We start from the raw sequence: 24,795 nt of genomic DNA, 5'->3' as shown, positions 1-24,795 counted from the left end.
TGCGTCCGGTACGTCAGGACGGCTCCGGCGCGGTGATCCGTACGGAGATCGCGCCGAGTTCCCGCACTTGGATCCGGACCGTGTCTCCCGGTACCAGGTAGGGGCGGCGGCCGGACAACTCCTGGATGCAGCCGGTGCCCACAGGGCCGCTGGCGATGATGTCACCGGCTCGCAGTGAGGTGCCGCGCGACGCGTGCGCCAGCATCTCGCCGAACGACCAGTGGATCTCGTCCCAGCTGCCGCCGCCGTAATGCTCATCGTTGACGTACCCGTCCATCCGCAACGCATAGCCCCGGCCCGAGCGGTAGGGCTCCAGTTCGTCGGGGGTGACGAGGAACGGGCCGAGGCTGGTCGAGGCGTCCTTGCTCTTGGACGGGCCGTACACGAACCCCATCTCGCTCGCGGAGATGTCGCGTGCGCTCCAGTCGCAGTAGACCAGGTAGCCGGCGATGTGCTCCTCCGCCGTGGCGGCGTCGAGGTTCGAGCAGTCCCCGGCGATCACCGCGGCGACCTCGACCTCGTAGTCCCACAACTGAGCGCCCGGGGCGATGGCGACCTCGTCGTGCGGCCCCTTGATCGCCGCCGGGTTGGAGAAGTAGAAGAGCGGATACTCGTACCAGACCGGGCTGACCCTGCCGTCGCCGACGGCTGCCTTCCCCGCGTTACTGATGTGACGTTCGAACGCGGCGAAGTCCCGGACCGCCGGGGGTACCGGTATCGGTGCCAGCAGGTCGGCGGTGGCCGGCTCGACGATCTCGGTCGGTTCCCTGATTGCGGCGGCCTCCAGCCCGCCTTCGGCGCGCAGCAGCTCCAACAGGCCCGCGCCCACGGCGTGGATCTTGTTGTCGCGCATCACACCGCAGCGCGTCGAGCCGTCGGCGGAGCGGTAGCTGACCCACTTCACCGGGCAAGCACCTCCCGGGTGCGGTCGTAGAGGCGTCGTGCGTCGGCTAGGGAGGATGCCTGGAAGTCCGGGATCTCCTTGACGGCGGTCTCGAAACGCCCGGCGCCGCCGAAGTCGAGCACGACCGGATAGGCGGCGCGGCCGAGCAGGCCGGCCGGGCCGTGGCTGAGCAGGCCGTGGCTGAGCGGAGAACGGCTGCGGCAGGCCGGCGCGGAGTCGGACGCCGGGCCGTCGGCGGTCTCCGTACGCCTGGGGCGCTGGAACTGGGCGCCGGACTCGGCCTTGGCCCTGTCGGTCCCGACGGCCACGACCCGGCCCCCACGCCCGACGCCGTCCGTGCCCCCGCTGATCTCGCTCGTCATCACGCGGCCACCGTCCGCGCGAACCTGACGATCTCCTCGACGAACAGCTCAGGCTGCTCCAGGGCGGCGAAGTGGCCGCCCGCGGGGATGTCGTCGTTGAAGTAGCGCAGGTCGCGATAGACGCGCTCGGCCCAGATGCGCGGGGTACGCGTCAGTTCGTCCGGGAAGACGCTGACCCCGACGGGAAGGTCCAGCTCGGTCGGAGCGAGCGGCTGCCGGGCGTACTCCCAGTACAGGCGGGCGGAGGAAGCAGCGGTGCCGGTGAACCAGTACAGGGAGATGTGGTCGAGGATCTCGTCGGGAGTGAGGGCGTCGGGCCGGGCCCAGTCGAGGAACTTTTCGTAGATCCAGGCGGCCTGCCCGGCCGGGGAGTCGGTCAGGGCGTAGCCGATGGTCTGCGGCCGGGTGCGCTGCACGACGTGGTATCCGGAATGGACGGCAAAGAAGCGGCTGCCCTGTTCGAGTGCGGCCTTCTCCTCAGGAGCCGGGTCGTCGCCGACCGGTGGTGCGGCGAGGAACTCGGGGAAGTTGACGTGGATCGCCCGCAGGCCCGTCAGGCGCTGCGCCCCCATGCGGGTCGCGACGACACCGCCCCAGTCGCCTCCCTGGGCCAGGTAGGAGTCATAGCCGAGGCGCCGCATGAGCACGCCGTACGCGCGGGCGATCCGGTCCGGGTCCCAGCCTGTCGAGGCGGGTTGGCCGGAAAAGCCGTAGCCGGGCATCGAGGGGATGACGAGGTGGAAGCCGTGCTCGGTGAGCGGGCCGACGGTCTTGAGGAACTCCAGGAACGAGCCCGGCCATCCGTGCAGCAGCAACAGGGGGGCGGCGTCGGGGCGGGGTGAGCGTACGTGCATGAAGTGGAGGCCCAGACCGTCGATGGTCGTGCGGAACTGGCCCAGCTCGTTGAGCCGCCGCTCCAGATCGCGCCAGTCGTACCCGGTGGCCCAGTACTCCAGCAGCTCCTCCAGGCGCTCCCGCCGCACCCCCTGGCTGCTGTCCGGCACTGTCTCCCGGCCGGCGAGGCGTACCCGGTGGAGCCGGTCCCTCAGGTCCTCCAGATCACGGTCCGCGACGTCGATACGAAACGGTGTCACGCTGTCCGATGTCATGGTCACCACGGTGCGGCGGCGACGAGCGCGCAGTCCAATGATTGTTCCGGTACAGGTAATACAGGCTGCGTATAAGGCCAGTTAGAGTGGGGTGGTGTCCGAACACTTCCCCGCGCCCGTGGATCTCGATCTCCGGCTGGTGCAGTGCTTCACGGTGGTCGCCGAGTACCAGCACTTCGGCCGTGCCGCCGAGGCGCTGCACACCACCCAGCCGTCGCTGAGCCGGCAGATCCGCCGCCTCGAACAGCAAGTGGGCGTCCGCCTGCTCGACCGCACCACGCGCGGCACCCAGCTGAGCGAGGCCGGCGAGGTTTTCCTGCCCCAGGCCCAGGGGCTGCTGCGCGCCGCGGTCGAGGCGATGGCCCGCACCCGGGCCGCGGCCCGGCCCAGCAGTATCACCGTCGGCTACACCAAGGGGCTGGTCATCACCGCGGCCGTGCGGGCCCTGCGGGACCGCGACCCCGATGCCGAGGTCCACACCCGCCTGCTCGCCTGGAACGACTCGCGCGGTGCGCTGCTGGAGCACCGCGTCGACGCGGTGGTGACGCGACTGCCGTTCCCCACCGACCGGCTGCGCGTCACCGTCCTCTACGACGAACCGCGCGTGCTGGTCGTGCCCCGGGACCACCGTCTGGCCGGCCATGAGTCGGTCACCCTCGGCGACATCGCCGACGAGCCGATCCCCCACGTACGCCAGTCCGACCCGTTGCTGAACGCCTACTGGCGGCTCGATCCCCGGCCCGACGGGCGGCCCGCGCCCGACGGCCCCCTGGTCGAAGCCCTTGAGGACAAACACGAACTCATCGCCGCCGGGCAGGCCGTGGCCATCGGGCCGCCCCTCGACCACGCGACCGGCCTGCACCCCAGCCTCACCACCGTCCCGTTGCGCGGGGTCGAACCGAGCCAGGTCGTACTCGCCACGCGCTCCGGCGACCGCGCACGTCTGGTCACCGCTTTCCGTAAGCATGCCGAAGCTCTGCTCACCGGAACCCACCGTGCGGGACCGATCCGCACGACATGAACAGCGGCGGCTCCGCCCGCACACGCAAGCGCTCATGGCCCTTGCCTGGTCTGCCGCCACAGCGTCCCGACGAGCTCGGGGACTCCTCCGGGGACCTCCCACGCACCGCTGAACCGGACGACGCCGAGCGCACCGCGCTCGATCAGGGCACCTGCGCGGGCGGCGCGTGAGCGCCGCGCGGTCGGCGGGCATGGGTGCCGCGCGGGCGGCGCGTGGGCGCCGCATCGGCAGCCGCGGGTCAGCCGCCGCCGACCTGGCGGCCGCCGTTCTCCGGCTCCCTGGTGGCGCCCCCCTTCGTGGCCTGCGCGTCCACCGTCGCGCTCCTGCGGTGCCAGGCGCGCGGGGCACGCCAGTTGTAGCGCAGGGCCAGCAGCCGCAGGAGGAACGCCAGCAGCGCCGCGCCCACGGTGGTGGAGGGGCGCACCTGGTCCAGGTGGATCAGCAGCGCCACCGCGCTGGAGCCCACGATGGCGGGCACCGCGTAGACCTCGCGGTCCCAGCGCAGCAGCGAGGGCACCTCGTTGGCGAGTACGTCCCTGAGCACCCCGCCTCCGGCGGCCGTGGCCAGGCCCATCACGACGGACGACGTGAGGCTGAGCCCGTACTCGTGCCCCTTGAGGGTGCCGGTCACGCAGAAGAGGCCGAGGCCGGCCGCGTCGAAGACGCTGACCGCCTTGTTGATCCGTTCCACCTCGGGGTGGAGGAAGAAGACGAGGAACGCGGAGAGGAGAGGCGTGAGGAAGTAGCCGAGGTCGGTGAAGGCCGCCGGTGGCACGGCGCCGATGACGACGTCGCGGAAGAGCCCGCCGCCCAGCCCGGTGACCTCGGCGAGGACGGCGATGCCGAAGACGTCGAAATTGCGCCGCACCGCGAGGAGCGCGCCGGAGATGGCGAAGACGAAGATGCCGGCGAGGTCCAGCCAGTGCTGGAGTGAGGGGCTGAAGAGGGAGTCCACGGGCACCTTTGTACCGCCCGGGCGGGGATGGTCACGGTGGGCGGCTCGTGCCCTCGCCCCGCCGCTCCCCTACCCCGGACCGCCGGTCCTCGATCGGCGGGCGGGCTGATGTCTCAGTCCGTCCGGCGATCGAGGGCGAGCGCGTCAGTTCGGTTCTTTGGCGGTGGCGGCCGTGCGCAGCAGCTTCGTGTCGCCGGGCTCCTGGTCGGGGGCGTTCTCCGGGTGGTGGCACGCGGTCTGGTGGCCGGGGGCCAGCGAGACGAGCGGCGGTTCCTTGGTCCGGCAGATTTCGGTCGCCTTCCAGCAGCGGGTGTGGAACCTGCACCCTGACGGCGGGTTCATGGGCGAGGGCACGTCGCCCTGGAGCAGGATCCGCTCCCGGCCCCCTTCGGCCTTGCGGCGCGGGTCGGGCACCGGCACCGCGGACAGCAGCGCCCGGGTGTAGGGGTGCATGGGTGTGTCGTACAGCGACTGCCGGTCGGTGATCTCGACGATCTTGCCCAGGTACATCACCGCGATCCGGTCCGAGACGTGCCGGATGACGGACAGGTCGTGGGCGATGATCACGTAGGTGAGGCCGAGTTCCTCCTGGAGGTCGTCGAGGAGGTTGACGACCTGCGCCTGGATGGAGACGTCGAGCGCCGAGACGGGCTCGTCGGCCACCACGAGCTTCGGGCTGAGCGCGAGCGCCCTGGCGATGCCGATGCGCTGGCGCTGGCCGCCGGAGAACTCGTGCGGGTAGCGGTTGTAGTGCTCGGGGCTGAGCCCGACCACTCCCAGCAGCCGCTGTACCTCCTTCTTGACCCCGCCCTCGGGCTGCACTCCCTGGAGTTTGAACGGCGCGCTGATGATCGAGCCGACCGTGTGCCGGGGGTTCAGCGAGGAGTAGGGGTCCTGGAAGATCATCTGCACGTCGCGGCGCATCGGCCGCATCGCGCTCACGCCCAGGTGTGTGATGTCCCGGCCCTCGAACTCGACCTTGCCCGCGGTGGGTTCGAGCAGCCGGGTGATCAGGCGGCCCATCGTGGACTTGCCGCAGCCCGACTCCCCCACCACGCCGAGCGTCTCACCGGCGCGGACCTCGAAGTCGATGCCGTCGACGGCGAGCACGGCGCCGACCTGCCTCTTGAAGAGGCCCTTGGTGACGGGGAAGTGCTTCTTGAGGCCGCTGATCTTGAGCAGCGGTTCGCCCTCGCGCGGCTCGGTGAGGGTGCCCAGGGCGCCGGACTCGGCTGTGGCGCCGGCCGCGTCCTCGGTGGGGGTCTGCGGCTCGGAGCCCTCACCCGGGGTTTTCGCGGGGTTCGTCATCGGCTCGTCGTCCTCACTCACTGAAAGCTCACAGCTTCGGGGCAATCTCTTCGTTCCAGATGCGCTCCCGGTCCTCCTGCGCCATGTGGCAGGCGGACAGGTGCCCGGGCCTGACCTCGCTCAGCTCGGGCCGCGTGGTGCGGGTGATGCCGCCCTTGGGGACGTCCGCGTAGGGGCAGCGCGGGTTGAAGGCGCAGCCGTCGGGGACGTTGATGAGGCTGGGCGGCGATCCCTTGACGGGGATGAGCCGGTCGGCCCGGTCGCGGTCGATGCGCGGCATGGAGCCGAGCAGCCCCCAGGTGTAGGGGTGCTGCGGCTCGTAGAAGACCTGCTCCGCCGCGCCGTACTCCACGCACCGGCCGCCGTACATCACGAGGATGTCGTCGGAGAGTTCGGCGACGACGCCGAGGTCGTGGGTGATGATGATGACGGCGGAGCCGAACTCCTTCTGCAGGTCCCGGATCAGGTCGAGGATCTGCGCCTGGACGGTGACGTCGAGTGCCGTGGTCGGCTCGTCGGCGATCAGGAGTTCGGGGTTGTTGACCAGCGCCATGGCGATCATGGCGCGCTGGCGCATGCCGCCGGAGAACTCGTGCGGGTAGCTGTCCACCCGCTTGCCCGGCTCGGGGATGCCGACCCGGTCGAGGAGTTCGACGGCACGCTTGCGCGCGGTCTTCTTGTCGACGGTGTGGTGGACGCGGTACGCCTCCACGATCTGGTGACCGACGGTGAAGAAGGGGTGCAGCGCGGAGAGCGGGTCCTGGAAGATCATGGAGATCTCGCGGCCGCGGAGCTTGCGCACGCTGTCGGGGTCGGCGCTGAGCAGTTCCTGGCCGTTCAGCCAGATCTCGCCGGACAGGTGGGGGCGCTGCCTGCCGTACTGGCCGACGGTGTGCAGCCCCATGATGCCGAGCGAGGTGACGGACTTGCCGGACCCCGACTCGCCGACGATACCGAGGGTCTTGCCCTTCTCCAGGGTGAAGGAGAGGCCGTCGACTGACTTGACGAGGCCGTCCTGGGTGGGGAAGTGCACCCGCAGGTCGCGGACCTCCAGGAACGCGGTGGGCGGTTCCTTGCTCAGCACCGGTTCGCCGGGCGCGGTGCCCGAACTCGTCAGGTCCGAGACGGCGGCGTCCGTGGCGGTGCCCGTGGCGGCGCCGTCGACGGGCTTCGTCAGGGACGTGTCGGCCTTGGTGACCTCGGTCCGCAGCGCCTCCGCCTTCTCGTCCTCGGGGGACGCGGGCGACGTGGCAGACGCGGGGGCCGCAGCCGCCTCGGCAGCCTCGGGGGTCTTGCGGGACTTGCGGGACTTGTGCTCGTGGTCGGTCATCCCAGCCTCACTCGTGGATCGATCACGCCGTACAGCAGGTCCACGACGAGATTCGCGATGACAACGGCGGTTGCGGTGATGAGGGTGACCCCCAGGATCAGCGGCAGGTCACGGTCGGTGATCGCCTTGAGCACGGCCTGCCCGAGTCCGGGGATGCTGAAGGTGGTCTCCGTCAGGATCGCGCTGCCCATCAGGGCGCCGATGTCGATGCCGAGCAGCGTCAGGACGGGCGTCATCGTGGAGCGCATCGCGTGCTTGCCGATGACGACGGGCTCCTTGAGGCCCTTGGCGCGGGCGGTGCGGATGTAGTCCTCGCCCATCACCTCCAGCATGGTGGCCCGGGTCAGCCGGGCGTACATCGCGCCGAAGAGGAAGGCGAGGGTGATCCAGGGCAGGACCATGCCGCTGAACCACTTGGCCGGGTTGTCACCGAAGGGGGTGAAGGAGTTGCTCACCAGGTCGAGCTGGTAGGCGAAGATCGCCAGCGAGACGAGACCCGTGAAGTAGATGGGCAGCGAGACGCCGGCCAGTGCGCCGGTCATGGCCAGCCGGTCCCACAGGGTGCCGCGCTTGAGCGCGGAGAGCACGCCGGCGGTCAGCCCGATGAGCAGCCAGATGACGGCCGCGCCCAGCGCCAGGGAGAGCGTCACCGGGAGGCGGTCGGTCAGAACGGGCCAGATCTCCTGCTCGGTACGGAAGGAGTAGCCGAAGCAGGGCGCCCCGCAGTGCGTGGTGGTGCCGCCGCCGGTGTAGTCGCGGCCGACGAAGAGGCCCTTGAAGAACTCGAAGAGCTGCACGAGGACCGGATCGTCCAGCTGGAGCTTCTCGCGTACGCCCTCGATGCTCTCCTTGTCGGCCTGCTTGCCGACGAACATGGTGGCCGGGTCTATCCCCGCCCACTTGGGGATCAGGAAGAAGATGCAGAAGACCGCCAGGATGATGACGACCAGCATCACTGCGACGGCGAACAGCCGCCTGATGAGGTATGTGAGCACTGCTCTCCGGCCGCCCTTCGGCGGCCCGGCCCGCTCCCGGTCAGGGAGCCGGCGGCCGGGCCGCCGCGGCGGCCTTCACCTGCCCTTCGTGCCAGCGGCGGGTGGCGCCGTCAGATGGTGATGTCGGTGGCGGTCACAGCGACCGGGAAGGTCACTTGACGCCGATGGACGCGAAGTCGTACCAACCGCTGAAGGAGTCGGCCGCGTAGACGTTGGTGAGCCGGTCGGAGCGCCACTGGACGACCTTCAGGTAGGTCAGCGGCAGGTAGTAGGCGCCCGCCATGACCTCCTTGTTGACCTCGGCGTACTTCTCGGCGGACTTCTCCGGGTCGAGCTCGGCGATGGCCTCTTCGAGCCCCTTGTCGATCTTCGGCTCGTCGATCAGGGCGTAGTTGTTGTTGCCGTTGTCCCGGATCTTGGAGCTGTGCCACAGCTCGATGCCGTACCCCTGGCCGCTGGGGAAGTCGGGGCCCCAGCCGTAGAGGACCATCCCGTAGCCCTTCTTCTTCACGGTCGCCGGGTTGCCGACGATCGAGGAGCCCTGGGAGCCGTCGAACTGGTCGATCTCGACCTTGATGCCGACCTTCTTGAGCGAGGCCTGGATCGACTCCGCGGACTTCACGTCCGCCTTGTCGGTGTTACGGACGGCGAGCGTGGTCTTGAAGCCGTTCGGCTTGCCGCACTTCTTGAGCTCTTCCTTGGCCTTGGCGACGTTGGCCGCACCGCTGTTCTTGCGGATGCCGTACTGGTCGTCGCTCTCGTCGTGCCCGGGCACGACCGGGGGCAGCATGTTGACGGCCAGCTCACCGCCGGCGGTCGGGCCACCGCGCGCGGTCTGGACCGACTTGTGGTCCGTGCCGTAGATGGCGGCCTTGCGGCAGTGGATGTTGTTGAACGGCTTCACGCTCTGCGGGAAGGCCACGTAGGAGATGAACCCGGTCTGCGGGTTGTCGACGTTGCCCTTGTGCTCCTTCAGAGCCTTCTGCCGGCCCTGGACCTCCATGCCGCGCTGGTTGAGGTCGAGGTCGGCGTCCCCGTTGAGCAGGCGCTTGTCGCGCTCGTCGGGGTTGGTCAGCAGCGTCACCTTGACCTTGTCGGGCAGCGCCTTGCGCAGCGGGTCCGACTTGCTGTCCCAGTGCTTGTTGCGCACCAGCAGCAGCGACTTGTTCGGGGTGTACGACTTGAACTTGTACGGGCCCGAGGAGAAGGGGTGCAGGGTGTACTTGGACTTGGTGTCCTTGTCCTTGCGCACCGGCGAGTTGGTCGGCATCGCCAGCATCTGCTCGAAGTCACCGTTGGGCTTCGGCAGATGGAACTCGATCGTCTTCTCGTCGGGGGTCTTGATGCCCTCGAACTCGCTCTTCTCCTCGTACGGGCCCTTCCACTTGCCGTCCGGGTCCAGGACGTCCTTGATGTAGGTGGGGCCGCCCGAGAGGGTCTTCTGCGCCCACTGGCGCTCGATCCCGTACTTGACGTCCTGGGCGGTGATCGGCTTGCCGTCCTCCCACTTCAGGCCGTCTTTCAGGGTGTACTTGTAGACCTTGCCGTCGTCGGATATCTGCGCCTTGTCGGTGGCCAGGTCCGGCTGCAGGTCCACGCTCTTCTTGCCCGGCTTGGGGCTGTAGCTGACCAGCTGGCGGGCGTAGTAGCGGGAGAAGTCGAAGACGAAGCCGTAGTACATGCGGGTGGTGTCCCAGGAGTCGGCGTCCTGGACACCGACGAACTTCAGGGTCCCGCCCTTCTTGCTCGAGGCGTTGGCGACCTTGTTGACGCCCGCGTTGTACTCGCCGCCGCCCTCGCTGTCGCTGTTGCCGCCGCCGCAGGCCGAGGTGGCCAGCAGCGTCGCGGCGGCGACGGCCGACACCGCGGCCAGTCGGCGCCTCGATGTGCGTAGGGTTGTCACGTCTCGCAACCTCCGTGGTAGGTCACGGCCCGCACGAGCTGGGCGGGGCCGGGGTCTGGATTGGGGGGTCAACGGGTCCCCTTCGGGTCCAGTGCGTCGCGTACGCCGTCGCCGAAGAGGTTGAAGGCGAGCACGGTGATGAAGATGGCGACACCTGGGATGATCATGTACATCGGGTCCGACTCGTAGTACGTCACGGCGTCGGAGAGCATGGAACCCCAGGAAGCGGTGGGCGGCTTGACGCCCACGCCGAGGAAGCTGAGCGCGGCCTCGGTGAGGATGTTGGTCGGGATCATCAGCGTCATGTAGACGGTGATCGGGGCGACCAGGTTGGGCAGCAGTTCCTTGCTGATGATGTAGCCCCGCCCCGCGCCCAGGCTGCGGGCCGCCTCGATGTACTCCCGCTCCCGCAGCGAGAGCACCTGGCCGCGGACGATCCGGCCGATGTAGGGCCAGCCGAAGAAGCCGATGACCAGGATCATCAGCAGCAGCCGCACCCCGGTGCCGGTCAGCCCGAGCAGGTCGTTGGGCATCACGGAGATCAGCGAGATGATGAACAGCAGCTGCGGGAAGGCCAGCAGCATGTCCATCACGCGGCTGATCAGCGCGTCCAGCCAGCCGCCGAAGTAGCCGGCGAGCGTGCCCAGGATGGTGCCGAAGACGACGGCGACGACGGCGGAGAGGAAGCCGACGAGGATCGAGACGCGGGCACCGTAGAGGATGCGGGCGAGGATGTCGCGGCCACTGACCGGCTCGACGCCCAGCAGGTGCTCGCCCGACATCCCGCCGAGTGCGCCCTTGGGGGTGCTGAAGAGCGGGTCGATCAGATCCTCGTGGCGCTCGTTCGGCGCCTGTCCCGTCAGCGCCGTCAGTAGGGGCGCGAAGACCGCGACCAGGATCAGCAGCAGTACGAAGGCACCGCCGATCAGCGCCACCTTGTCACGCTTGAGCCGCTCCCATGCGATCCGTCCGAGTGAGCGGCCCTCGATCGCCTGTTCCGTCTTGGTCGGGGCTGGCTCCACGACCGCGGTTCCCGCAGGCGTTTCCTCGTGCAGTGGTGCCGTCATCGCTTTGGAGACCCCTTCTCGACCGGCAGTTGACCAGTCCACGCGCACCGCTGTAGCGGTCGAAACTTGAAGGACTTTCGCAAGCCGCGACAACCGCCGGACAGTGCGGCGGCGACCGTGTGGCTCATGGCTCGGGAGTCTTCATCGCGGTCACGATCAGTCGCCAGACCTGCTCGTGAAAGGATGCGCAACTGTGATGTGACGCGTCATGTTCCGTTATGCGGACGGAAGTTGACGTTAAGCGGTGCCTGACCAGTACTTATGTCCTGATCTGAACGCTCTCGCGGCAGCGGTTACCCGCAAAAGGCGGCGCTTTTCAGAAAGGCCGCGGATAGCCGTAGCCGAAACCGCCGGCCTGCGGCCCCGGAGCGCCGTATCCCGCCCGCGGCTGCGCGTCACGGTCGAAGAAGGGGCGCGACTGGCGGCGCAGCCACATCGCCACCGGATCGTAGTCGTCGGCCATCGCCACGCTGGAGACCGGCAGCCCCTCGGGGACGGCGGCCACCGACTGTGCCATCATCCGCCGCGCCGTCTGAACCGAGGCGGGGCTGCTGTCGTACAACTCCAGCCCGATGGCCAGATACGGCACGCCCAGCGCGGGCCGCACCCAGGCGCGGCGCAGCGAGCGCACGGCGGGGGTCAGATGCGCGTTCTGCGTCAGCAGCGCGTAGAACTGCGGGATCTCCAGGGTGGGTTCGCCGATACTCAGCGGCCCGGCGGGCAGCTGGTCGAGGCCGACGGCGACACGCCGCAGATCCAGCCAGGGGATGCCGACACCGCCACCGGGAGCGTGCGGATTCAGCCAGATTCCCCAGCGGTCGGGAAAGAGGGCCGCCGCGATGTCCCGCCCGCCGACGACCTCGTGCGCGCGGCTCCAGCCCGACGCCGCCAGCTCCTGCGCCGAGGTCGCACAGGGCGCGTAACCGTACCCGGCCACTTCCATGTTGCCGTACTGTGCGTCCGGCGATCCGGCCTGCCCGTTCCACAGCAGCATCCACAGCCGGCTGCCCGCGAGCGCCTGGAGGAGGGCTTCATAGCTCTCGAAGGTGTCGTACGCCCCCGGCGAGACCCGCCGCAGGAGCTGATCGACGCTTTCACCCGCGCTCACCTGGGCCGCCCTTCCACCACTGACGCCGTCCCTGCCCGTCTCGTCGCTCCGCACCGCTATCCAACCAGCTTAAGAGGGGTGCGGGACATCGGTACTCCTACTCAGTCCGGACCCGTACCCTGACCCACCCCGGGGTGCGTACCTCCCCCTCAGCCCTCCCGGCCCCTCGGCTTCCGAGGCGCACCTGGCCCGTCATCCGCCCGCTCGTCGCCCGTCGCCCGTCAGAGCTGGGCCCCGCGGTCGTAGAAGGGGCGGACGCACTGCCGCATCCAGTCCACGACCGGGTCGCTCGCCGCGTCCAGCAGCACCATCTGCACCGGCCAGCGCACCTGCGCCTGATGCAGGGCCCTGCCCAGCGCCTCGTGCGCCGCGTGCCGCGACTCGGGCTCCAGCAGGTCGAGTTCTATGCCGACGAACAGCGCGGGATCATCCCCTTCGACGCTGGCGAGCCCTCTGCGCGCCGAGCGTACGGAGGGGAGAGCCGCGAACTCGGCCGAGGCGGCGGCCAGGAACGCGAGCGGGTCGTCCTGCCAGTCCGGCTCGAACAGCCGGACCCGCGCACCCCGTGCGACACCCGCGGCCGCCTGCTCGGTGGGCGAGTTGGCACACAGTTCGGCCACCGCCTCGGCGGGCAGCGGCACCCCGACGGTGCCGTCCGGGTTGACCGCGAGGCCCACACCGGTCGGCAGGCCGCGTGCGAACTCCTTCGCCGGGGCGATGGTGAAGCCGACGTGGGCGCCGACGACCTGGAGGAACTGTTCTTCGGAGCTGAAGACCGGCACGTAGACCGAGCCGTCCAACTCGATGGTGGGCAGGTCCAGTTCCCGGCTCTCCCGGCTGCCGCCCTCCGGCAGCGGGACCCACACGCTGGACCGGCCGAGCACCTCCAGCAGCCGGGCCCCCGCGTGCGGCACCTGGAGCGAGGCGGCGAGGGCTTCCTCCAGCTCGTTGCCGGGCCAGCCGCCGCCGTGCCCGGGCCCGAAGTGCTGCGGCTGCTGGGGCTGCGAGGGAACTGTCATGCGCACCAGCCTATCCATGGTCCGCGCACCGCCCGGGGGCCCGGGCTGACGTACGGGGCGGGGCGGTGACGTGCGCGGGGATACGCACAGTGAAGCCTTGGGCTGGTGCGCGGCGGGCCGCTCCACGAGAGGCCGGGTGACACGTACGGCGACGCTCCGGTTGCGTTCCGTGGGAGGCGGTCGAAAAGTGGAGAACGTCCCACTACGTGCCGACCGGCACGCTGACTGGAGGAAAGCACATGCGCGTGAACAGGATCACCGCCGCGGCCGTCACCGTCTCTTTGGCCGGCTCGCTCGCTATCGGCGCGGCGGGTGCCGCGTCCGCCGCGCCCGCCGACCACTCCCCGGGGCACACGGCGGGCGCCCAGGCGAAGCCCGGCCCTTCGGAGGACCCGGACTCCCAGGACCAGCAGGACGCGACGGCCAAGCCCACCAAGCCGCAGCACAACCCCTCCGACCAGGACAAGCCCACCAAGCCGCAGTTCCCGCTGGACCAGCAGCAGCCGAAGCAGCCCACCGAGGAGCAGGCGCCGGGCAAGCAGACCGGGAAGCCGGGCAAGCCCGGGCAGCCGGAGCAGGCTTCCCCGGAGGCCACGAAGCCGCAGGCCCCGGCCCAGCAGGCCCCGGGCAAGCCGGCGGCTGAGGCCGCCAAGCCCGGAGCCGAGAACGCGGCACCCGGACAGGCCCAGAAGCCCCTCACCCCCGAACAGGGCCGCTGAGCCGCGGCTGCCCGCCGGAGCCGACCGGCTGCTCCGGCATGTCCCCCGTTCGCGGGCCCGCCTCCCTCCCGGGTGGCGGGCCCGCGGATGTTTCCTCGGCCCACGGACGGTTGCTCGACCCGCGGACGCCCCCTCGGCCCGCAAGCGCTCCCCCTGTCCGCTCTGTTGTGCGGCGGGCCCCGACGGGGGCGGCACCCGCCCGTCGGGGCCCGACCGGGCCACGCCGGCCCGCGGACCCCTGCCGGCACTACGCCGGGGTCGGCCTCGCGGCCGGCGCGGGCCTCGGAGCCGGAACGGGCCGCGGGGCCGGTCGGACGTGGGCCGTGACGGACAGCGGGGCAGCGGCCGGCAGCGGCGCGAAGGACACCGTGCGCAGGGCCTGGGCCGCGCGGCGGTCCAGCAGGACCGACGAGGCGCAGCCGCGCGGCAGCCGCCCGCCCTCGGCGGCGGCCCGCAGCCTGCGCACGGCGCGCAGATGGCGGCGGAAGGCGTAGCCGGACACGCCGCGGCCGCGCGCCGCCTGCCCGGCCAGCGCGTCTCGCGGACAGACGTCGAGCAACAGCAGGTGGAGTGCCCTGCCCCGGCGCAGCGCGTCCCGGGCGAGCCAGCGGCGCACCCAGGTCTGCGTACCGCAGTCGTGCACCACCACGGAGGCGCCGGAGGCCAAAGCGGTGCGCAGACCCGCGTAGTGCGCCACGCGGACGAGGGGCCGGTAGAGGCCGTAGGGCAGCCAGTCCGGCAGCCGGCGCTCCCAGCGCTCGCGGGTGTCCTGGGAGTCGACGCGGACCACGCCGGGGCACTGCGCCACCGCTGCCCGCATCAGTGTGGACTTCCCGCCGCCCGGCAGTCCGGAGACGACGACGACGTCCCCGGTGCGGTAGCGCAGCGTGCGCGGTGCGGCGCTGTCGCGCAGGTCGTGGCGGAGGGGGGTGCGGGCGCCCCGGCAGGGGCGGGCCCCGGTTGCCCCGGTGTGTGCGGGCGGCCCGGGCATCCTTCTGCGTACGGACGCGCGCGGGGCCGCGTCCCTCCCCCTCGTCCCCCTCGCCCCCGCGTCCGTCGGTGTCGCCTCAGCGCCGCGCAGGCTGCTCACAGCTCTCCCCTCCCCGAGGTGGCGGCCCGGCCGCCACTGCTGCCAAGTGTAAAGAAAAGGTAATGCGATTCAAGGTGAACGGCTTCCGCTCGGGGGCAGCCACAGCCCGCTCACCCGTGCGATGATGTGCGGACCAACTGCATACCGGCCGTTCGAACCCGCGCGGGAGAGTCCCCGGCGAGCAGGGCGCGAAACCGCGAGCAGGGCCTCTTGAGGGCCCGCGAGCGGGACGCGACGCCGCACGCCAGGGCGCCGAAGGAGCAAGATCCTCCCTTGAATCTCTCAGGCCCCGATACCGTGCGGGCGAGGCAGATCTGAAAAGCGGACCACCGTCTCTCATGCTCTGTGCGGGCCGGTGGTTCCACCCAAGGTGCAAGCCGCGCTCCGCCTTCCGGCGGGGCTGTCGGCGAACCTCTCAGGTTCCGATGACAGATGGGGAGGACATCAGCGTCACACCCCTTTCCGGGACCTGGGAGCCTGAATGACCGACCCATCGGCCACCCGCACGACCGCGCTGGACGCCACGCACCGTGCCCTGGGCGCCACCATGACCGACTTCGCCGGCTGGGACATGCCGCTGCGCTACGGCAGCGAGCGCGAGGAGCACCTCGCCGTGCGCTCCGCCGCGGGGCTCTTCGACCTCTCGCACATGGGCGAGATCACCCTCACCGGGCCGCAGGCCGCGCAGCTGCTGGACTTCGCGCTGGTCGGCAATCTCTCGAAGCTGGCCGTGGGCCGTGCCCGCTACACCATGCTCTGCGACGAGGACGGCGGCATCCTCGACGACCTGATCGTCTACCGGCTGGACGACCAGGAGTACCTGGTCGTCGCGAACGCGGCGAACGCCCAGACGGTGCTGGACGCGCTGCGCGAGCGGCAGGACGGTTTCGGCGCCGAGGTGCGCGACGACCGCGAGGGTTACGCCCTCATCGCCGTCCAGGGCCCGGCCGCGGCCGGCATCCTCAAGCAGCTGACGGCCTTCGACGTCGACGGTCTGCGCTACTACGCGGGCGAGCGCGACATGGTGGCCGACAAGCCCGCGCTCATCGCCCGTACGGGGTACACGGGTGAGGACGGTTTCGAGCTGTTCGTCGCGCCCGAGGACGCCGTGGCCGTGTGGGAGGCGCTCACCGCGGCAGGCGAGGACGCGGGCCTGGTGCCGTGCGGGCTCAGCTGCCGCGACACGCTCCGCCTGGAGGCGGGCATGCCGCTGTACGGGCACGAGCTGTCCACGTCCCTGACGCCCTTCGACGCGGGTCTCGGCAGGATCGTCAAGTTCGAGAAGGCCACCAACGAGGGGCGTTTCGTGGGCCGGGACGCGCTGGCAGCGGCCGCGCGGAAGGCCGAGGACGCGCCGCCGCGGAAGCTGGTGGGACTCGTCGCCGAGGGCCGGCGGGTGCCGCGCGCCGGCTACCCGGTGGTCGCCTCGGACGGTTCCGTCGTGGGCGAGGTCACCTCGGGCGCGCCGTCGCCGACGCTGGGCAAGCCGATCGCGATGGCGTACGTGGACGCGGCGGTCGCGGCCCCGGGCACGGAGGGCGTGGCCGTCGACATCCGCGGCTCCCACGAACCGTACGAGGTCGTCGCGCTGCCCTTCTACAAGCGGGGCTAGCGCGCCGGTCCCCAGCGCGGCGACGCGCCCGCGCGGCCCGCGTGCGCCGGGCGCGCGAAGCCCGTGCGGGGGCGCCTGCCGGGCCGCACGCCACCCACCCGGCACCGCGTGACGCGGCCAGGGCGGGGCAGGGCCGGGGGCCGCTCCGGCCGGGCCCCCGCCGCAGGGGCTCCGTGGCCCCGCGGCCGGCAGGCGGTGTTCACCTGCCAAGACCGCTTTCCTTCCCACCTACCGCATCCGGGAGAATCGACCCATGAGCAACCCCGAGCAGCTCCGCTTCAGCAAGGAGCACGAGTGGCTGTCGCACGCCGAGGACGGCGTGGCGACGGTCGGCATCACCGAGCACGCCGCGAACGCGCTCGGCGATGTGGTCTTCGTCCAGCTTCCCGAGGTCGGCGAGGACGTCACCGCAGGCGAGACCTGCGGCGAGCTGGAGTCCACCAAGTCCGTCAGCGACCTCTACTCCCCCGCCTCCGGCGAGGTCACCGAGGTCAACCAGGACGTCGTGGACGATCCCGCGCTGGTCAACTCCGCCCCGCTGGAGGGCGGCTGGCTGTTCAAGGTGAAGGTCTCCGAGCTGCCGGACGACCTGCTCACGGCCGACGAGTACGCCACCTTCGCCTCAGGCGCCTGAGGCTCAGGTCCCGGTCTCGGCCTCGGTCCCGGGTGGGCCGAGGCCGGCCTCGGTCGCCCGAGGCAGCTTGCCCGCCCGCCATTTTCCCCAGGGATGGTTCTTCCATGTCGCTTCTGAACGGCTCTCTCCACGAAGTCGACCCCGACGTCGCCGCCGCCGTCGACGCCGAACTCCACCGTCAGCAGTCCACCCTCGAGATGATCGCCTCGGAGAACTTCGCCCCGGTTGCCTCGATGGAGGCGCAGGGTTCGGTGCTCACCAACAAGTACGCCGAGGGCTACCCGGGCCGCCGCTACTACGGCGGCTGCGAGTACGTCGACGTCGTCGAGACCCTGGCCAGGGACCGGATCAAGGCGCTGTTCGACGCCGAGGCCGCCAACGTGCAGCCGCACTCGGGCGCCCAGGCCAACGCCGCGGCGATGTTCGCGCTGCTCAAGCCGGGCGACACAATCATGGGCCTGGACCTGGCGCACGGCGGGCACCTCACCCACGGGATGAAGATCAACTTCTCCGGCAAGCTCTACAACGTCGTCGCCTACAAGGTCGACGAGGAGACCGGCCGGGTCGACATGGAGGAGGTCGAGCGGCTGGCCAAGGAGCACCGTCCGCGGCTGATCGTCGCGGGCTGGTCCGCCTACCCGCGCCAGCTCGACTTCGCCGCCTTCCGCCGCGTCGCGGACGAGGTGGACGCGCTGCTGATGGTCGACATGGCGCACTTCGCCGGTCTCGTCGCCGCGGGGCTGCACCCCAGCCCGGTGCCGTACGCGGACGTGGTGACCACGACCACGCACAAGACCCTCGGCGGCCCGCGCGGCGGCGTGATCCTGTCGAAGAAGGAGCACGCCAAGAAGATCAACTCGGCGGTCTTCCCCGGGCAGCAGGGCGGCCCGCTCGAACACGTGATCGCCGCGAAGGCCGTCGCCTTCAAGGTCGCCGCCTCCGACGAGTTCAAGGACCGCCAGCGCCGCACCCTGTCCGGCGCGAGCATCCTCGCCGAGCGCCTGCTGCGCCAGGACACCACCGACGCGGGCGTCTCCGTCCTCTCCGGCGGCACCGACGTCCACCTCGTCCTCGTCGACCTGCGCCACAGCGAGCTCGACGGGCAGCAGGCCGAGGACCGGCTGCACGAGATCGGCATCACCGTCAACCGCAACGCCGTCCCCAACGACCCGCGTCCGCCCATGGTGACCTCGGGGCTGCGCATCGGGACGCCCGCGCTGGCGACCCGCGGCTTCCAGGACGAGGACTTCACCGAGGTCGCCGACGTCATCGCCGAAGCCCTGCTGCCGGGCTTCGACGAGGCGAAGAGCAAGACCCTCGCCGCGCGGGTGTCCGCCCTCGCCGACAAGCACCCGCTGTACCCGGGCCTGGGCAAGTAGCACCGGCACACAGCACACCACAACGGGCCCGGCCCGCCCCGGACGCTTCGGCGGCCGGGGTTCGGGCCGGCCCCGCCGGGCACCCGGCACCCGCGCGTGCCACCCCGCACCCGTGCCGGCCCGCGACCCGACGCGCACGTGCCCACCCAGCGACCCGCCCCGAGTCGCGCCCCAGCAATCCCACTCGCCCCACAAGGGCAAGGAGAGCCGCACCATGGCAATCTCGGTCTTCGACCTCTTCTCCATCGGCATCGGACCGTCCAGCTCCCACACGGTCGGCCCCATGCGCGCCGCGCGTATGTTCGCGCGGCGCCTGAAGAACGAGGGCGCGCTGGCGCACACCGCCTCGGTGCGCGCCGAGCTGTTCGGCTCCCTCGGGGCGACGGGCCACGGCCACGGCACGCCCAAAGCCGTGCTGCTGGGCCTGGAGGGCGAATCACCGCGCTCGGTGGACGTCGAGACGGCGGACGAGCGGGTGGCCCGCATCCGCGAGGACGGCCGGCTGCGCCTGCTGGCCACCGAGATAGGGGACGCGCACGAGATCGCCTTCGACGAGCGCTCCCAGCTGATCCTCCACCGGCGCCGCTCGCTGCCGTACCACGCCAACGGCATGACGCTCTTCGCCTACGACGAGACGGGCACCCCGCTGCTGGAGAAGACCTACTACTCGGTGGGCGGCGGATTCGTCGTCGACGAGGACGCGGTGGGCGAGGACCGCATCGTGCTCGACGACACCGTCCTGCGCCACCCCTTCCGTACCGGAGACGAACTGCTGCGGCTGACCCGGGAGACGGGCCTGTCGGTCTCCCGGCTGATGCTGGAGAACGAGAAGGCCTGGCGCGGCGAGGAGGAGATCCGGGCAGGTCTGCTGGAGATCTGGCAGGTGATGCGGGAGTGCGTCTCCCGCGGCCTGTCCCAGGAGGGCATTCTCCCCGGCGGCCTCAAGGTGCGCCGCCGCGCCGCCACCTCGGCCCGCCAACTGCGGGCGGAGGGCCAGACGCAGGCCCACTCCATGGAGTGGACGACCCTCTACGCGATGGCCGTCAACGAGGAGAACGCGGCGGGCGGCCGGGTGGTGACCGCGCCGACCAACGGCGCGGCCGGCATCATCCCCGCCGTCCTGCACTACGCCCACCACTTCGTGCCCGGCACGGACGACGACGCCGTGGTCCGCTTCCTGCTCGCCGCGGGCGCCATCGGCATGCTCTTCAAGGAGAACGCCTCGATCTCCGGTGCCGAGGTCGGCTGCCAGGGCGAGGTCGGCTCGGCGTGCTCCATGGCCGCGGGAGGCCTCGCCGAGATCCTCGGGGGCAGCCCCGAACAGGTGGAGAACGCGGCCGAGATCGGCATCGAACACAACCTCGGCCTGACCTGCGACCCGGTCGGCGGCCTCGTACAGATCCCCTGCATCGAGCGGAACGGCATGGCCGCGGTCAAGGCCGTCACCGCCGCCCGCATGTCCCTGCGCGGCGACGGCCGCCACCACGTCTCCCTCGACAAGGCCATCAAGACGATGCGCGAGACCGGGGCCGACATGAAGGTCAAGTACAAGGAGACCGCGCGCGGCGGCCTCGCGGTCAACGTCATCGAGTGCTGAGCGCAGCGGCTCTGACCAGGCGCTTTGCTCCTTTCAGCTCTGTCACGGGCTTGCTCTTCTGTACGGCGAAAAATCCCCGGGATGTCGTTGGCGGACCGGCCGGTGACGGGCAGCCCGGGAGAGCGTCGCCTTCGAGGCCGGGCAGCGGCGAGCCAGCTCGTCGAGAGTCGGCTCTACGGCGCCGGGGCCTTGAGCCACCGGCGCCGTAGACGGACGGCCACGGGACTCGCGGGCCTCGCTGCCGATGGTCATGCCGGTTGCGGTAGTCCGCCGACCCGATGTCGCCCGGTGCCGATGCCACCACCGTGAACCCGCGTGTGGTCTGAGCACTCTTGCGCATCACGAAACCCCACCCGCTGGATACTCGGCAGCGCGATGTGCACGATCGAATCGTCGAGCATCGGCATCGACTGGGCGTGGCGTGCCCGGGCGGGACGTCCCCGAGCGGTACGGCCCATGGGACCGGGTCTACGACCTGTTCCGCCGCCGGCGCGCGCGAAAAGGGGATCCGCGGCGTGAGCCGCCCGGTGGGGTCGGTCGCAGCCCTCAACAACCGGTTGTGACCTGCGCTTCCGGGACCGACCCTAGGTGCGGAATGTGGTGGTTTCCTCCAGTTCCGCCCGGCCGGCCGCGATCCGGTTCACCGGCGCGTTCTCGTCGGCGTAGCCGAAGGAGACGCCCACAAGCAGCTTCCCCTCGTCCACTCCGAGTTGATCGCGGACGGTGTCGGCGTAGAAGCTGAGCAGGCCCTGCGGGCAACTGGCCACGCCGTAGCCGGTCATGGCCAGCAGCAGCGTCTGCAGGTAAGCGCCGGCGTCGGCGGCCAGTCGCGGCCCGCCGTCGCCGGTGACGAACAGGAACGCGGCATGGGGCGCCCCGTAGAAGCCCAGACTTTCCGCGTCGTAGGCCGCGCGAGCCGGGTGGTCGTCGGGGCCGATGCCCAGCGCTCCGTACAGACCGGCACCGAAGGCGGCCCGCCGTTCCCGGTGGACGGGGGCGTACATGTCCTCGGAGTACGGGTAGTCGGCCGTGACCCGCCGCTCGGCGTGGGCCGTTCGCAGGGCGTCGGCCAGACGGTCTCGCCGTGCGCCACCGACCACCTCGACCCGCCACGGCTGCGCGTTGGAATTGGACGGCGCGGTGCCGGCCAGGGAGAAGACCTCGCGCAGAGTGTCCTCGGGTACCGGGTCGGGACGGAATGCGCGGGTCGCGCGGCGCCCGCGGATCAGCTGCTCGGCGTACTCCGACGTTCGCGTCCCGCCCGGCTGTGTCCCGCCGGTGGACGCCTCGCTCGTGCGTGTCCGGGTGAAGACCGGTCCGCTCATGGAACTCTCCTCAGGATCACCAAAGTAAACGTAATCGTTTACCTGGGCACACTATAGCCAGCCACCCCCTCCGAAGTAAACGAGAACGTATACTTACGTCATGACCACGATGACGACGGCGTCTCGACGGCCGGGGCGCGGAGGGCGGGAGCGCATCCTGGCCGCCGCGGCCGGACTGTTCGCGGCCCAAGGGATCAACGCGACCGGCATGGAGCAGATCGCGGAGCGGGCGCCGGTGTCCAAGCGCACCCTCTACGCGCACTTCAGAGCCAAAGACGAGCTGGTCCTCGCCCATCTCAAGGACCTCTCCTCGACGGGACGCACCCTGGAGGGCGTGCTGGCACGCGAGGACCTCCCCGCCAAGGAGCGCATCCTCGCACTGTTCGACCCGCCACCGACCGGCACGGATCCCGTACGCGGCTGCCCGTTCATCGACGCCGCCGCGGAGTTCCCCGACCCCCAAAACGCGGTCCACTCCTACGCCCGCGAACAGAAACTGCTGATGGTGCGGCTGGTGACCGACCTGGTAGCGCAACTGGGCTGCCGCGAGCCCGCCGTCCTCGCCGAGCAACTCGTGACCCTCGCGGACGGCGCCGCCAGCCGCGCCATGGTGCTGGGCGAGTCGGACTACGGCCGGCACGCGCGGACAGCGGCAGAGATCCTCCTGGAAAGCGCGCTGCCGACCACGATCTGACAGGCCCCACCGGGTCGCTCGGTATGCCTGGCGCCTGATGCGAAGATTCCGCCGCTCGACCGCGAGTCCGGTCGAAGCCCGCGGATGTCAGCGCTGCGGGCCATACTCGTGCCGCGGCGCCACCCGGGTACCGCAGCACGAGGGGAGCAACATGGCTGAGGTGCTGGTCCTCCACCACGGGCACGGGCTGACCGCCGGTGTTCGCGAGTTCGCCGAGCTGCTGCGACGGTCCGGACACACCGTCCACGCCCCAGACCTGTACGAGGGGCAGTTGTTCGACAGCCTCGAGGAGGGCGCCGGCTACGCCGAGAACGCCGGGTTCGACACGATCATCGCGCGCGGAACCGCCGCCGCCGAGGAGCTGCCTGCGGAGCTCGTCTACGTCGGGTTCTCGCTCGGCGTCCTGCCGGCGCAGAAGCTGGCCCAGACCCGCCCCGGCGCAAGGGGCGCACTACTGCTCGAGGCATGCGTACCGATCTCGGAGTTCGGCGGCGCCTGGCCCCGGGACGTCCCGGTTCAGATCCACGGCATGGACGCGGATCCGTTCTTCGCCGGGGAGGGCGACGTGGACGCCGCCCGTGCGCTCGTCGAGACGGTGACGGATGCCGAACTGTTCCTCTACCCCGGCGGCAGGCACCTGTTCACCGACAGCAGCCTGCCGTCCTACGACGAACAGGCCGCAGAGCAGGTCAGCCATCGGGTGCTCGGCTTCCTCGACCGCGTCAATGTGACTGCGGGACCACCACCATGAGTCCGAGCGGCTGGTTGCCGACCGGGTCAGCGTCCAGCAGCAGCGGCTGGAGAGGGCTTCCGCGGAGTCGCAAGGGCTGAGGGGCGAGGTGGATCTCGCGTCCGGTTCGTCTCCGGTCGGAACGGGCTTGATCGGAACGGGCTTGATCGTCAGGGCGCGGCGCTGAAGCCGACCTGCATGTGGCGGCGTCCGGTTCGGATCAGGAGACCTTCGACGAGGCGCCCCGGGGTGCCGCCTGCCACGAGCCAGAGGTGGAGGGCGGAGCCGAGGAGGAGGGGGTCGAGGCTGGGGCGGGCGGCGCCCCAGGGGCGTCGGGTGTACGCCTCGAGGACGGGGCCCTCCCGCAGTCGGACGAGCGCGCAGGCTTCGTCGATCGCGGCGACCAGCACGTCCTGATCGGGGAAGTCGTCGGGGGCCGTCAGCAGCCAGTCCGCCGCGGGGGTGTCGGTGGCCGAGTCGGTGGCCGTGCGGGCCACCACCTCGGCCGAGCCGAGCCGGCTCGGATGGCTCTGCTCGACCGCGGCGGCATAGAACCCGCGGGCCTCGCGGTGGTGGCCCGGGATCACGGGGCGGCGCTGTACCTCCACGACGCCGTCACCGTGTGCGCTGCCGGTCACGTCGTAGGTTGTCGGCGGGCGGCCCTGCCGGGGAAGCGGTGGCGGAACGGGGTCAGGGTCGGGGGGCGCCGTCGGGGACGGCACGTCGAGGAGCCGGTACATGTGGTCCCGGGTCAGGACGTCGGATTGGGCCACCTCTCCGAGCTGGGAGTCGATGAGGGGGCGCAGCGCCTCCGGGTCGTACCGCTGCTCGGCCGACAGCAGTTGGGCGTACAGGTCACCGTGCGGATCGAGGCGCGGGGCCTGCCGTGCGAAGGCGGCGGTGGGCGAGTCCGGGTCCAGCTCGTCCAGCCCTGTGGCGGCCAGCAGCGTGACGCGGTTGGCCGCCGCGGAGTAGAACGTCGTGCTGCCGTGGTCGCCGATCACCCAGTCACCCGCGACGACCGCCGCGCGCCAGCCCTCTTCGGGAGGGATCATGCGCAGGCCGGCGTCCATGGCCTTGGCGACCCGCTCGTACACGCCGAGCGGCGAGTGCCGTGCCCATACGTTGGGGTGCAGTACAGCGGCGACGGCGAACTCGTCGGCCGGGAGCTGGGAGACGAGGTCCAGCGGCAGGTCGGGGTGCTGTCCCAGCAGGGAGTGTTCGCTCCAGGTCGAGTGCAGTACGACCAGTCGGCGCCCACCGCCCGCGCCGAGTCGGGCCTTGTACTCGTCACGGTGCGGCAGGCTGTGCAGGATCCGCTGGAAGCTCCAGTCGCCGACGACCTCGGCGTAGGGCACAGCCTCCGGACAGGAGCGCGCGAGCCTGGTCAGCTGCTCTCGGTGCGAGAGCCCGATGACGGAGGGGATCACTCTGCCGCGGTGGGTGAGTTCGCGGCGCGACAGGCCGGCAGGTGAGACCGTGTCCCCGGTCGACTCGGTCACGAGCCGGTTGTAGCCGGCTCCGTGCGGGAGCACCATGAGGGGCGCGTCCAACCGCCGCATCGAGGGGTGCACCGAGCAGGAGACGGCGAGGTCGAACCTGCCGCGCGTGGCCTCCCGCCAGTCGAGCACCCGGACTCCGGTACGTCCCAGGTACTCGGCGAGCCCCTCCGCGAAGGCGGAACCCGGATTCACCGTGCAGTACTTGTCGATGCCGTCCTCGGGGCGCAGCAGCCGCATGACGTCCAGGACCCGGGTGGCCGAGGTGAGGGTACGGGCTACGCCGAGGACCGAAGCCCGCGCCGGGTAGGTGTTCCAGCGCGGGAGCCGCGACCGGGCAGCACGGGTGCGGGGCAGCCACGGGAACGACAGCATCGACAAGGAGTACTCCGGACGGCGAATCGACTGGGGCGGGCGGTCGGGCGGCTGGCTGTC

Annotated in this window: 22 protein-coding genes and 1 riboswitch; of the genes, 8 read left to right on the top strand and 14 right to left on the bottom strand. The window is 70.9% G+C overall.

Annotation, left to right across the window (positions count from 1 at the left end; genetic code table 11):
- Positions 1–13: 13 nt before the first annotated feature.
- The 3 genes from DTL70_RS24125 to DTL70_RS24115 are packed head-to-tail and all read right to left on the bottom strand — an operon-like array spanning position 14 to position 2,384.
- Positions 14–904: a fumarylacetoacetate hydrolase family protein gene (locus DTL70_RS24125; RefSeq protein WP_220183648.1), complete on the bottom strand. Its 891-nt coding sequence runs from the start codon at positions 902–904 to the stop codon at positions 14–16.
- On the bottom strand, positions 901–1,266 hold the full coding sequence (locus DTL70_RS24120) for a hypothetical protein (protein ID WP_114024052.1): 366 nt from the start codon (positions 1,264–1,266) through the stop codon (positions 901–903). Before DTL70_RS24120 ends, DTL70_RS24125 begins: the two co-directional genes overlap by 4 nt.
- On the bottom strand, positions 1,266–2,384 hold the full coding sequence (locus tag DTL70_RS24115; protein WP_114024051.1) for an epoxide hydrolase family protein: 1,119 nt from the start codon (positions 2,382–2,384) through the stop codon (positions 1,266–1,268). The genes DTL70_RS24120 and DTL70_RS24115 overlap by 1 nt, the downstream gene beginning before the upstream one ends.
- Before the next feature lie 85 nt (positions 2,385–2,469).
- Between DTL70_RS24115 and DTL70_RS24110 the strand changes: the two genes are divergently transcribed.
- Positions 2,470–3,396: a LysR family transcriptional regulator gene (locus DTL70_RS24110; RefSeq protein ID WP_114024285.1), complete on the top strand. Its 927-nt coding sequence runs from the start codon at positions 2,470–2,472 to the stop codon at positions 3,394–3,396.
- A 238-nt stretch (positions 3,397–3,634) separates the two neighbouring features.
- On the opposite strand, the gene DTL70_RS24105 is transcribed toward DTL70_RS24110, so the two are convergent.
- From DTL70_RS24105 to DTL70_RS24070, 8 genes are all read right to left on the bottom strand, one after another.
- Positions 3,635–4,357, bottom strand: coding sequence for a trimeric intracellular cation channel family protein (locus DTL70_RS24105; RefSeq protein WP_425470401.1), 723 nt, complete (start codon positions 4,355–4,357; stop codon positions 3,635–3,637).
- A 138-nt stretch (positions 4,358–4,495) separates the two neighbouring features.
- Complete coding sequence (locus DTL70_RS24100) at positions 4,496–5,659, bottom strand: ABC transporter ATP-binding protein (RefSeq protein ID WP_114024284.1); 1,164 nt, start codon at positions 5,657–5,659, stop codon at positions 4,496–4,498.
- A 28-nt stretch (positions 5,660–5,687) separates the two neighbouring features.
- Positions 5,688–6,989, bottom strand: a complete 1,302-nt coding sequence (locus tag DTL70_RS24095; protein WP_245979601.1) for an ABC transporter ATP-binding protein — start codon at positions 6,987–6,989, stop codon at positions 5,688–5,690.
- Complete coding sequence (locus DTL70_RS24090; RefSeq protein WP_114024049.1) at positions 6,986–7,984, bottom strand: ABC transporter permease; 999 nt, start codon at positions 7,982–7,984, stop codon at positions 6,986–6,988. The genes DTL70_RS24095 and DTL70_RS24090 overlap by 4 nt, the downstream gene beginning before the upstream one ends.
- Before the next feature lie 151 nt (positions 7,985–8,135).
- The gene (locus tag DTL70_RS24085; RefSeq protein ID WP_181861057.1) at positions 8,136–9,887 is read right to left on the bottom strand and encodes an ABC transporter substrate-binding protein; all 1,752 of its coding nucleotides are present in this window, start codon (positions 9,885–9,887) and stop codon (positions 8,136–8,138) included.
- Between the two features lie 68 nt (positions 9,888–9,955).
- On the bottom strand, positions 9,956–10,954 hold the full coding sequence (locus DTL70_RS24080) for an ABC transporter permease (RefSeq protein ID WP_114024047.1): 999 nt from the start codon (positions 10,952–10,954) through the stop codon (positions 9,956–9,958).
- 316 nt (positions 10,955–11,270) lie between these two features.
- The gene (locus DTL70_RS24075; protein WP_114024046.1) at positions 11,271–12,062 is read right to left on the bottom strand and encodes an enhanced serine sensitivity protein SseB C-terminal domain-containing protein; all 792 of its coding nucleotides are present in this window, start codon (positions 12,060–12,062) and stop codon (positions 11,271–11,273) included.
- A 221-nt stretch (positions 12,063–12,283) separates the two neighbouring features.
- Entirely contained in the window at positions 12,284–13,081 is a 798-nt protein-coding gene (locus DTL70_RS24070) for an enhanced serine sensitivity protein SseB C-terminal domain-containing protein (protein ID WP_114024045.1), read from the bottom strand.
- Between the two features lie 239 nt (positions 13,082–13,320).
- Between DTL70_RS24070 and DTL70_RS24065 the strand changes: the two genes are divergently transcribed.
- Positions 13,321–13,800, top strand: a complete 480-nt coding sequence (locus tag DTL70_RS24065) for a hypothetical protein (RefSeq protein ID WP_114024044.1) — start codon at positions 13,321–13,323, stop codon at positions 13,798–13,800.
- A 247-nt stretch (positions 13,801–14,047) separates the two neighbouring features.
- On the opposite strand, the gene DTL70_RS24060 is transcribed toward DTL70_RS24065, so the two are convergent.
- On the bottom strand, positions 14,048–14,791 hold the full coding sequence (locus DTL70_RS24060; protein ID WP_114024043.1) for an AAA family ATPase: 744 nt from the start codon (positions 14,789–14,791) through the stop codon (positions 14,048–14,050).
- Positions 14,792–15,043: 252 nt separating this feature from the next.
- A riboswitch (glycine riboswitch) is annotated at positions 15,044–15,198 on the top strand.
- Between the two features lie 173 nt (positions 15,199–15,371).
- On the opposite strand from DTL70_RS24060, the gene gcvT reads away from it, so the two are divergent.
- From gcvT to DTL70_RS24040, 4 genes are all read left to right on the top strand, one after another.
- Positions 15,372–16,502 carry a glycine cleavage system aminomethyltransferase GcvT gene (gcvT, locus tag DTL70_RS24055; protein WP_114024042.1) on the top strand — a complete coding sequence of 377 codons (1,131 nt, stop codon included), beginning with the start codon at positions 15,372–15,374 and terminating at the stop codon, positions 16,500–16,502.
- A 253-nt stretch (positions 16,503–16,755) separates the two neighbouring features.
- Entirely contained in the window at positions 16,756–17,136 is a 381-nt protein-coding gene (gene gcvH / locus DTL70_RS24050) for a glycine cleavage system protein GcvH (RefSeq protein ID WP_114024041.1), read from the top strand.
- Positions 17,137–17,240: 104 nt separating this feature from the next.
- Complete coding sequence (gene glyA / locus DTL70_RS24045) at positions 17,241–18,515, top strand: serine hydroxymethyltransferase (protein ID WP_114024040.1); 1,275 nt, start codon at positions 17,241–17,243, stop codon at positions 18,513–18,515.
- Positions 18,516–18,729: 214 nt separating this feature from the next.
- Positions 18,730–20,112: an L-serine ammonia-lyase gene (locus DTL70_RS24040; protein ID WP_114024039.1), complete on the top strand. Its 1,383-nt coding sequence runs from the start codon at positions 18,730–18,732 to the stop codon at positions 20,110–20,112.
- A 584-nt stretch (positions 20,113–20,696) separates the two neighbouring features.
- Here the strand turns inward: DTL70_RS24040 and DTL70_RS24035 are convergent.
- Positions 20,697–21,437 carry a nitroreductase gene (locus tag DTL70_RS24035; RefSeq protein ID WP_114024038.1) on the bottom strand — a complete coding sequence of 247 codons (741 nt, stop codon included), beginning with the start codon at positions 21,435–21,437 and terminating at the stop codon, positions 20,697–20,699.
- A 100-nt stretch (positions 21,438–21,537) separates the two neighbouring features.
- Here DTL70_RS24035 and DTL70_RS24030 point away from each other — a divergent pair, with 100 nt between their 5' ends.
- On the top strand, positions 21,538–22,131 hold the full coding sequence (locus DTL70_RS24030) for a TetR/AcrR family transcriptional regulator (protein WP_114024037.1): 594 nt from the start codon (positions 21,538–21,540) through the stop codon (positions 22,129–22,131).
- A 151-nt stretch (positions 22,132–22,282) separates the two neighbouring features.
- Positions 22,283–22,882 (top strand): dienelactone hydrolase family protein, encoded by a 600-nt coding sequence (locus DTL70_RS24025; RefSeq protein WP_114024036.1) that lies wholly within the window; start codon positions 22,283–22,285, stop codon positions 22,880–22,882.
- 149 nt (positions 22,883–23,031) lie between these two features.
- Here the strand turns inward: DTL70_RS24025 and DTL70_RS24020 are convergent, their stop codons facing one another.
- Complete coding sequence (locus DTL70_RS24020) at positions 23,032–24,735, bottom strand: hypothetical protein (RefSeq protein ID WP_114024035.1); 1,704 nt, start codon at positions 24,733–24,735, stop codon at positions 23,032–23,034.
- Positions 24,736–24,795: the final 60 nt, after the last annotated feature.

The sequence above is a fragment of the Streptomyces diacarni genome, from assembly GCF_003323715.1.
Taxonomy (GTDB): domain Bacteria; phylum Actinomycetota; class Actinomycetes; order Streptomycetales; family Streptomycetaceae; genus Streptomyces; species Streptomyces diacarni.
This window is presented reverse-complemented; position numbering and strand designations above follow the sequence as displayed.